Genomic DNA, 7,456 nt, shown 5'->3' with positions numbered 1-7,456 from the left:
GGGCGGGGCCGGTGCCGGCCGAAGAGCACTTCAAGCCGTCGCCGGCATGCGCGGCACAGAACTTGCGAAAACCGTTCTCCGTCTCGCCGCCGAACGGAACGAATGGATGCTTGGCATCCATCATCGCCTGCACGATGCCGGTGTCGCCGCCTTGCCCGGTGATGCCGTCGAACGGGCCGTTTGTGGCAATCGCGTCCGCCGTGGCTTTCTGGGCAACGCCGTCGTCCCATTTGCCGACCACCTCGGTGACTTCCCATTTCTTGCCGGAGCCGTCGAGGACCTCGTGGATGCCGGCATGACGGTCCGTGTCGACGGAAGTGCCGGCGACGCCGCGCACTTCGAGTACCTTTCCGCCGTTCGGGACATGCGAGACCAACCACTTGCCCCACAACGCGCCAAGGCCCTTCTGGTCGACATTGACGTTGATGGCATCCTTGGTGTCGAGGATGTTGTCGAAGGCGACCAGCACGACACCGGCCTCCTTCGCACGCTTGATGACTGGTCCGAATGCGGTTGGGTTCTGCGCGTTGACGACGATCGCGTCAAAGCCGGAATCGATGAAATTGTTGATCGCGGAGATCTGCGCCGGGACGTCCTCGCCCGTCGACACGACCTTGAATTCCTTCAGCTTTTTGGCGACATCCGGCTGTGCCGCATACGCCTTGGCGGTCTGCACCATCTGGATGCGCCAGGTGTTGGCGATGTAGCCGTTGGCCAACGCAATGCGGTATGGTCCGGCCTTCTTGGGAAACTTGAAGAATTGCGTATCGGCTGCCCATGGGGCAAAGCAGTCCGGCTCGGCTGCCGGTCCCTTGACGATTTCCGGGCCTCCGGCCATCGCCGCTGAGCTCAACATGACGAATGCAGTGGCGGCAACGATGCCACCAACGAGTGACTTGATCATCGATATTCCTCCCAGTTGCAGTTCTGACTTGTTTGTTAGCTGCAGTAGAATGACGTGTTCGCCCCAGCACCTCCCGCCCTGGCCGGCCACGCACGTCAGGTGGCCAGCACCGACCTCTCCCTCCTCGTTGCTTCCTTAAGCTGCAACGAAAGTATCATATTATCAATAATAAACAAGGAAAATTCTGTCGCTTATGTATAATAAACAGCGCTTAGACTTGATGCCGGTTCGAATGGTAGCGCTACCAAGAATGCCTGTAAAGGCTGATTTCAGCAGGGTCTAAACTGCTTCAGCGTGCCGTGCTCTCGCGCCGCTTGAGCTCGAAGCCGAGGTCGACGACACGCTCCTGCGGCCGATCACCGGCGATGGCCGCCAGCGCCATGGCGACAGCGCGCCTGCCGATTTCGTAGCGATGGGTGCGGATGCTGGTGATCGGCGGAAATGCCACCTGCATCATCTCGAGATCGTTGAAGCCGACGATGCCGATGGTCTTCGGCACATCGATCGAGGCGCGATGGCATTCAAACAGCACACCGAGCGCGATATCGTCATTGTTGCAGAAAACGCCGTCGAGCGTCGGCATCTTGGCAAGGGCGTCGCGGAACAATTCACGGCCAAGCGACACGCTGGAAAGCACCGGCGTGGTGGTGACCAGGCGCGGGTCGAACAGCCCGGCCCTCTCCATCGCCGCGCGGTAACCAGCCAGGCGCCGCTGCGAGCGCGGATCCATGCGTGCACCGATGAAACCGATCCGGCGATACCCCGCCTCGATCAGGTGCTCGGTCGCCGTCCTGCCGCCGTCGAGATGCGAGAAGCCGACCATCATGTCCACGGGATCGGGTCCGGTCTCCATCACCTGAACCACCGGGCAACCGGCATTCTCCAAGAGCTTTCGCGAGGTGGGCGTCTGGTCGATGCCGGCAACGATCAGCGCTGCCGGCCGCTGGGAGCCGAACAGCTGCAGCAGCCGCTCTTCCTCCAGTCCGGAATAGTGCGTGTTGCCGAGCTGAATGCGGAAGGGGCTGTCCGACAGGCTGTCATAGATGCCGCGCACCACCTCGGCGAAGACGTTGTTGGTCAGCGAAGGCACCAACACGCCGAACACTTCAGCCCGCGCCGAGGCCAACGCGCGTGCGTTCGGGTCCGGCACATAGCCAAGTTCTTCGACGGCGGCCAGGATCTGGCGGCGCAGTTCCTCGGAAACGCGCACCGGCTCGCGCAGCGCGCGCGAAACGGTGATGGCGCCGACGCCTGCCTTGCGTGCCACATCCGATATGGTCGGGCGGCCACCGCCCCGGCGCGAGCGCGGCTTGATCAAGGCCTTGGCCCATGCGCATGGCCATCGAAGCGCGCCCGCAATGCGATATTTCCAGCTGTCGCCATCTCACCGGCCTGTTGCCGCACCCATCGGCCCCTGGCGTCGCGCAGGGACTGGCTGTTGTCAAGCCGAGCCACTGAGTGGCTGGGCCTGGCCTTCCTCAGGCGGCTAAGGCGGCCCTGTGCCTCGCCTTCCACATGAACAGGCCGATCGCCAGTATGTTCAAGAGGTTCCAGGCGATGCCGTTCAGGAACGCGGCGGCGTACGAGCCGGTCAGGTCGTAGATCCAGCCCGACATCCAGCCGCCGATCGCCATGCCGAAAATCGTCGCCATCATGACGATACCGATACGCTGGCCGGCCTCCTTGGCCGGCAGGTACTCGCGCACGATGATCGCATAGCAAGGCACGATGCCGCCTTGTGACAGGCCGAAGACCAGCGACACGACATAGAGCGAGGCGAGCCCGTCGAACGGGATATAGAATAGCAATGACAGGCATTGCAGCACCGAGCCGATGAGCAGGGTTTTGACGCCGCCGATGCGGTCGGCGACGAAGCCCGAGGCAAGCCGGCTGACGACGCCCGCCGCCATCATGATCGACAGCATGTCGGCGCCATGCGCCATGCCGTAGCCAAGATCCATGCAATAGGCGACGATGTGAACCTGGGGCATCGACATCGCCACGCAGCAACCCAAGCCGGCGACGACCAGCAGCGCCTGCATTGCCCCCGGCGACATAGGAATCGGCTGCACCGACCGGCTTCCGGGCGAGCCGGCGGCAGCCGCTTCCGGCGCGCCGCGCCGCAGCAACAACACCAGCGGCACCATGGTGACCAGGCAGAAGACGCCGATTGCCGCATAGGTGAAGCGCCAGCCTTCCGCCTTGATCAGCGTCGGCATGATGGTGGGCCAGATCGCTCCGGCGAGGTAATTGCCGGCCGCCGCCGCCGTGACGGCGACGCCGCGGCGACGATTGAACCAGTGCGAGATATCGGCGATCAACGGTCCGAAGATCACCGATGTGCCGAGACCGATCAGCACCCCTTGGGCAAGGGTGAATTGCAGGATCGAGGTCGACAGCGCCGCGAGCAGGAGGCCGGCGGAGAGCGCGATCGAGGAGAACAGCGCCGGAATCCAGTAACCCATGCGGTCGATGGCGCGGCCGACCAGCACATTGCCGGCGGCAAAGCCGACCATGGTCGCGGTGTAGGGCATGGATGCCGCGGCGCGGTCGACGCCGAACTCGGCCTGTACCGCCGGCAGCACCACGACAACGGCCCACATGCCGACCGCGCCGATTGTCGCCAGCAGCATCGAGATGGCCAGCCGCATCCAGGCGTAGGAGCTGTCGATACCGGGACTGGGCCGGCTCAAGTCGGTTCGGGTCAAAGGCGTTTCCTGTCGGCGGTCTCGAAAACCGGTCGCCGTTGTCGCCACTATCCGCGCATTCCCCGTCCATAGCAGCGCCACGACAGGCAAATCCGTGGCTCCAGAGCGGAAAGGCAGGTGGGAACCGACATCCATGTGTGGAGTTTCCGATCAGCAACCCCGCAAAGGAGTCCAGCCATGACCGCCACCAAGCAGAAATGGTCGGCCGAGGTAACCGAGCACAGCGATGCGATGGATCTCGAGGAGCATGTCTTCGAATCCGACGACGCCAAGAAGATCGCAGCCTCGCTCAAGCGGTCGGCCGAACACAGCCACCGTCGCAAGGCCGAGCCCTTCCAATCCGCCATGTCGATGCTGAATTTCTACATCAACAGGGCCGGCAGAAACCTGCCCGCGGCGCGCAAGAAGGTCCTCGAGGACGCCAAGGACGAACTGCGCGAAGCATTCGGGCGGCCAAAGGAGGACTAGCCGCCCTCGCCCGCCAATGGCTCCTGACTGGACAGGGCGTCCTATTGCTTGATTTCGGGTTCGACGAGCCTGGCCAGGTTCCGCAGCGATTCCTGCCAGCCGAGATAGCAAGCTTCCGCCGGAATGACATCCGGGATACCGGCCTGGGTGATGTTCACTTCGGTGCCCACGGACACTTTCTTCAACGTCACGGTCACCTCGATCTCGCCGGGCAGGTTGGGATCGTCGAACCTGTCGGTGTAGCGCAGGAGTTCGCCCGCGACGAGCTCGACATACTCACCGCCAAATGAGTGGCTGTCGCCAGTGGTGAAGTTGCGGAACGACATCTTGAACGTGCCGCCGACCTTGCCCTCGAAGTGATGGACCGTGCAGGTGAAGCCGTTCGGCGGAAGCCATTTGGCAAGCGCATCGGCCTCGAGGAACGCACGGTAGACCTTCTCCGGGCTGGTGGTCAGAACGCGATGCAGACGAACGGTGCTGGGCATGTCGATACTCCTTCGTGGTCTCTGTTCGATACCCCAAGGACGGTTATCACACGGCCGATCCGACACAGGTTTTTGAGTTTTTTGACGGTGGCGGCCTCAATTGCTTCGAGCCGGCAAGGCGGAAACACCCGCGCAAATGGCTGTGTCGCTGGAGTTCTATCGCGAACGGATGACGTTGTCGGTATTGGCCAGGAGCTTGCGCACGGCATTGCGCGCCGCATCCGGCCGCTGCAGGCGGATATTCTTTTCGATCGCCTCGTGCATCTTCTGGGCGAGCTGCAAATCGTCGAGTTCGCGGGTCGTGTAGGCAAACAGGTGATCGAAGGCGGATTCGATCAGCACGCCGAGCGGGACCAGCAGGTCATTGCCGGAGGCACGCAGGATTGCAAGGTGGAAGCGGGTGTCGGCGCGGGTCCGTTCCTGCAGACTTTTCGCCTCGCCCATCTCCCGGCAGGCCTGGCTGATCTCAGCCATCTGCTCGTCGGTCCGCCGCATGGCGGCAAAGGCGGTCGCTTCCGGCTCGATGATGTGGCGGAATTCCTGCACCGTCCTCAGGAACACCTCGCGGTCGGGCGACGTCGCGTACCAGGCGAGCACATCGCGGTCGAGCAGGTTCCAGCGTTCTTTCGGTTCGACCCAACTGCCGATCTTGGGGCGCGATGCCAGCAGGCTCTTGGCCATCAGCATCTTGATCGCCTCGCGCACCGCCGACCGGCTGACGCTGAAGGTCTCCGACCACTTGGCTTCATTGGGCAGGATGGTGCCGGGCGGATAGTCGCCGCGCACGATCCTGAGCCCGATCTCGCTGGCCAGCGACGTGTGTACGCTGGAGCCGGGAATGCGCGCCGCGTCGGGCCGGCGAACACCGGCCGGGCGTTCGGCGGCTACAGCCTTTTTGGGCGATTTTTCCTTGTTCGGCCTCGCGTCCCGCATGAATTCCAGAAAGGCCGGTTTAGGGAAGCTGTCAAGCGCGGTGCGGCCATTGGGCGGCAAAGCCGGCTTCTATGCACAACCCAGCGCGATTCGACCTCGCTCAGGCGGTCTTGACGTATTTGCGCCAGCTATGCTCCGGCCGGAAGCCGAGCATGTTGCGCGCCTTGCGGTTCGATAGCAGCGTCTCGTATTCGCCGAGTTCGCCCTTGACCGGCACGCCGGGATAGAACCGCTTCAGGAGTTCGGCGGTCGGCAGATCGGACGAGGTGTCGTCATTGGCGGCGTTGAATACCTGGTAGCCCAGCCCATCCTTCTCGATGGCGCGCAGCGTGATCTGGCCAAGGTCGCGCGCGTCGATATAGCTCCAGGCGATACGTTTGCGGAAGCCCGGATCGGCGAACCATTTCGGAAACAGCGAATACTCATGCGGCTCGATGACGTTGCCGATGCGCAAGGCATAGATGTCCGTGCCATTGCGCTGCGCGAAGGCGCGCGCCGTCTTCTCGTTGACGATCTTGGACAGCGCATAGCTGTCCATCGGATCGACGTCATACTCCTCGTCGAGCGGGAAATGCGTGGGGTCGCGCGGCTCGTTGGCGAACACCAGGCCGTAGGTCGTCTCGCTGGAAGCGATGATCACCTTGCGGATGCCGAGCTTCACCGCGGCCTCGATGACGTTGTAGGTGCCCATCGCGTTGATGCGGAACACCTCGTTGTCGGGTGTGATCATGATGCGTGGGATGGCGGCGAAATGCACCACGGCGTCGACGGGCTGCGGCCGCAGCGACGGATCGAATTCGTGCAGCCCCATATAGCTCGACAGCGCGTTGAACACCTGGCCGCTGTCGGTGATGTCGGTGATCAGCGTGCGCACCTTGGGATTGTCGAGCGGTTTGGTGTCGATGTTGAGCACCTGGCAGCCCTGCTCCACCAGATATTGCACGACGTGGCGTCCAGCCTTGCCGCTGCCGCCGGTGAACATGATCCGCTTGGTCATTTCTGGTCTCCACGAAAGTCCTGGGATTTACGTCTATTGTCAGACAATATTGCTTTCTGCAACCGTCTATGGCTAAAACAGCGGCAACATTATCGATAATCACAGAACAGGACAGACAGCATGAACACCACCGCCACCAGCGAGACAATCGGCTTTGTCGGCCTTGGCCTGATGGGTCACGGCATCGCCAAGAACATCGTCGACAAGGGCTATTCCCTGACCTTTCTCGGCCGCAAGAACCGCAAGCCGGCGGAGGATCTTCTCGGCCGGGGCGCTCGTGAGGCATCGACCTCCCGAGACGTGGCGGCCGCATCCGATATCGTCTTCATCTGCGTCACCGGCTCGCGCGAGGTGGAGGCCATTATTCGCGGTCCCGGCGGCCTCAAGGAGGGTTTGAAGAAGGGGTCGGTCGTCGTCGACTGCTCGACCTCGGATCCGGTCTCGACGGTGGCGCTCGCGGCCGAACTCAAGGCGCTCGGCGTCGACTATGTCGACGCGCCGCTAAGCCGCACGCCGAAGGAAGCGTGGGAAGGCACGCTCGACGCCATGGTCGGCGCGCCCGACGCCGTCTTCTCCAGGGTCAAGCCGGTGATCGACACCTGGGCTGGCCGCATCGTCCATATCGGCGACACCGGCGACGGCCATCGCATGAAGCTGCTCAACAATTTCATCTCGCTCGGTTACGCCGCCATCTATTCCGAGGCATTGGCGCTGGCCGAGAAGGTCGGCATCTCGCCGCCGCGTTTCGACAGCGTCATCCGCAACGGCCGCATGGATTGCGGCTTCTACCAGACCTTCATGCGCTGGACGCTGGAAGGCGACCGCGACGCCCACAAATTCACCATCGCCAATGCCTTCAAGGACCTGACCTATCTGGAATCGATGGCGGGCGCGGCGGGCATCGCCAACCCGCTCGGCAACGCCACCAAGAATTCCTTCGCCGGCGCCCATGCCACCGGGC

8 protein-coding genes are annotated in these 7,456 nt (G+C 63.0%); 2 read left to right on the top strand and 6 right to left on the bottom strand.

Going from position 1 to position 7,456, the window contains the following annotated elements:
* From EOA36_RS21045 to EOA36_RS21035, 3 genes are all read right to left on the bottom strand, one after another.
* The coding region (locus EOA36_RS21045) for a sugar ABC transporter substrate-binding protein (protein ID WP_127279257.1) at positions 1–904 on the bottom strand (904 nt) is incomplete at its 3' end.
* A 289-nt stretch (positions 905–1,193) separates the two neighbouring features.
* A complete protein-coding gene (locus EOA36_RS21040) occupies positions 1,194–2,222 on the bottom strand; it encodes a LacI family DNA-binding transcriptional regulator (RefSeq protein WP_127279256.1) in 1,029 nt (342 codons plus the stop codon).
* A 160-nt stretch (positions 2,223–2,382) separates the two neighbouring features.
* Positions 2,383–3,612 carry an MFS transporter gene (locus tag EOA36_RS21035; RefSeq protein ID WP_127279255.1) on the bottom strand — a complete coding sequence of 410 codons (1,230 nt, stop codon included), beginning with the start codon at positions 3,610–3,612 and terminating at the stop codon, positions 2,383–2,385.
* Between the two features lie 177 nt (positions 3,613–3,789).
* Between EOA36_RS21035 and EOA36_RS21030 the strand changes: the two genes are divergently transcribed.
* Complete coding sequence (locus EOA36_RS21030; protein WP_127279254.1) at positions 3,790–4,080, top strand: DUF3175 domain-containing protein; 291 nt, start codon at positions 3,790–3,792, stop codon at positions 4,078–4,080.
* Between the two features lie 41 nt (positions 4,081–4,121).
* On the opposite strand, the gene EOA36_RS21025 is transcribed toward EOA36_RS21030, so the two are convergent.
* The 3 genes from EOA36_RS21025 to EOA36_RS21015 all read right to left on the bottom strand — a co-directional run bounded on the left by EOA36_RS21025 (position 4,122) and on the right by EOA36_RS21015 (position 6,495).
* Positions 4,122–4,565: an SRPBCC family protein gene (locus EOA36_RS21025; RefSeq protein ID WP_127279253.1), complete on the bottom strand. Its 444-nt coding sequence runs from the start codon at positions 4,563–4,565 to the stop codon at positions 4,122–4,124.
* Positions 4,566–4,721: 156 nt separating this feature from the next.
* Positions 4,722–5,498: a FadR/GntR family transcriptional regulator gene (locus tag EOA36_RS21020; protein ID WP_127279252.1), complete on the bottom strand. Its 777-nt coding sequence runs from the start codon at positions 5,496–5,498 to the stop codon at positions 4,722–4,724.
* 100 nt (positions 5,499–5,598) lie between these two features.
* Entirely contained in the window at positions 5,599–6,495 is an 897-nt protein-coding gene (locus EOA36_RS21015; RefSeq protein WP_127279251.1) for an NAD(P)-dependent oxidoreductase, read from the bottom strand.
* A gap of 120 nt (positions 6,496–6,615) precedes the next feature.
* Here EOA36_RS21015 and EOA36_RS21010 point away from each other — a divergent pair.
* On the top strand, positions 6,616–7,456 hold an 841-nt coding region (locus EOA36_RS21010; RefSeq protein WP_145969243.1), incomplete at its 3' end, for an NAD(P)-dependent oxidoreductase.

Source organism: Mesorhizobium sp. M8A.F.Ca.ET.021.01.1.1 (genome assembly GCF_003998025.1).
Lineage (GTDB): Bacteria > Pseudomonadota > Alphaproteobacteria > Rhizobiales > Rhizobiaceae > Mesorhizobium.
The sequence above is the reverse complement of the archived record's forward strand: the minus strand, read 5'-3'. Positions and strand labels throughout refer to the sequence as shown.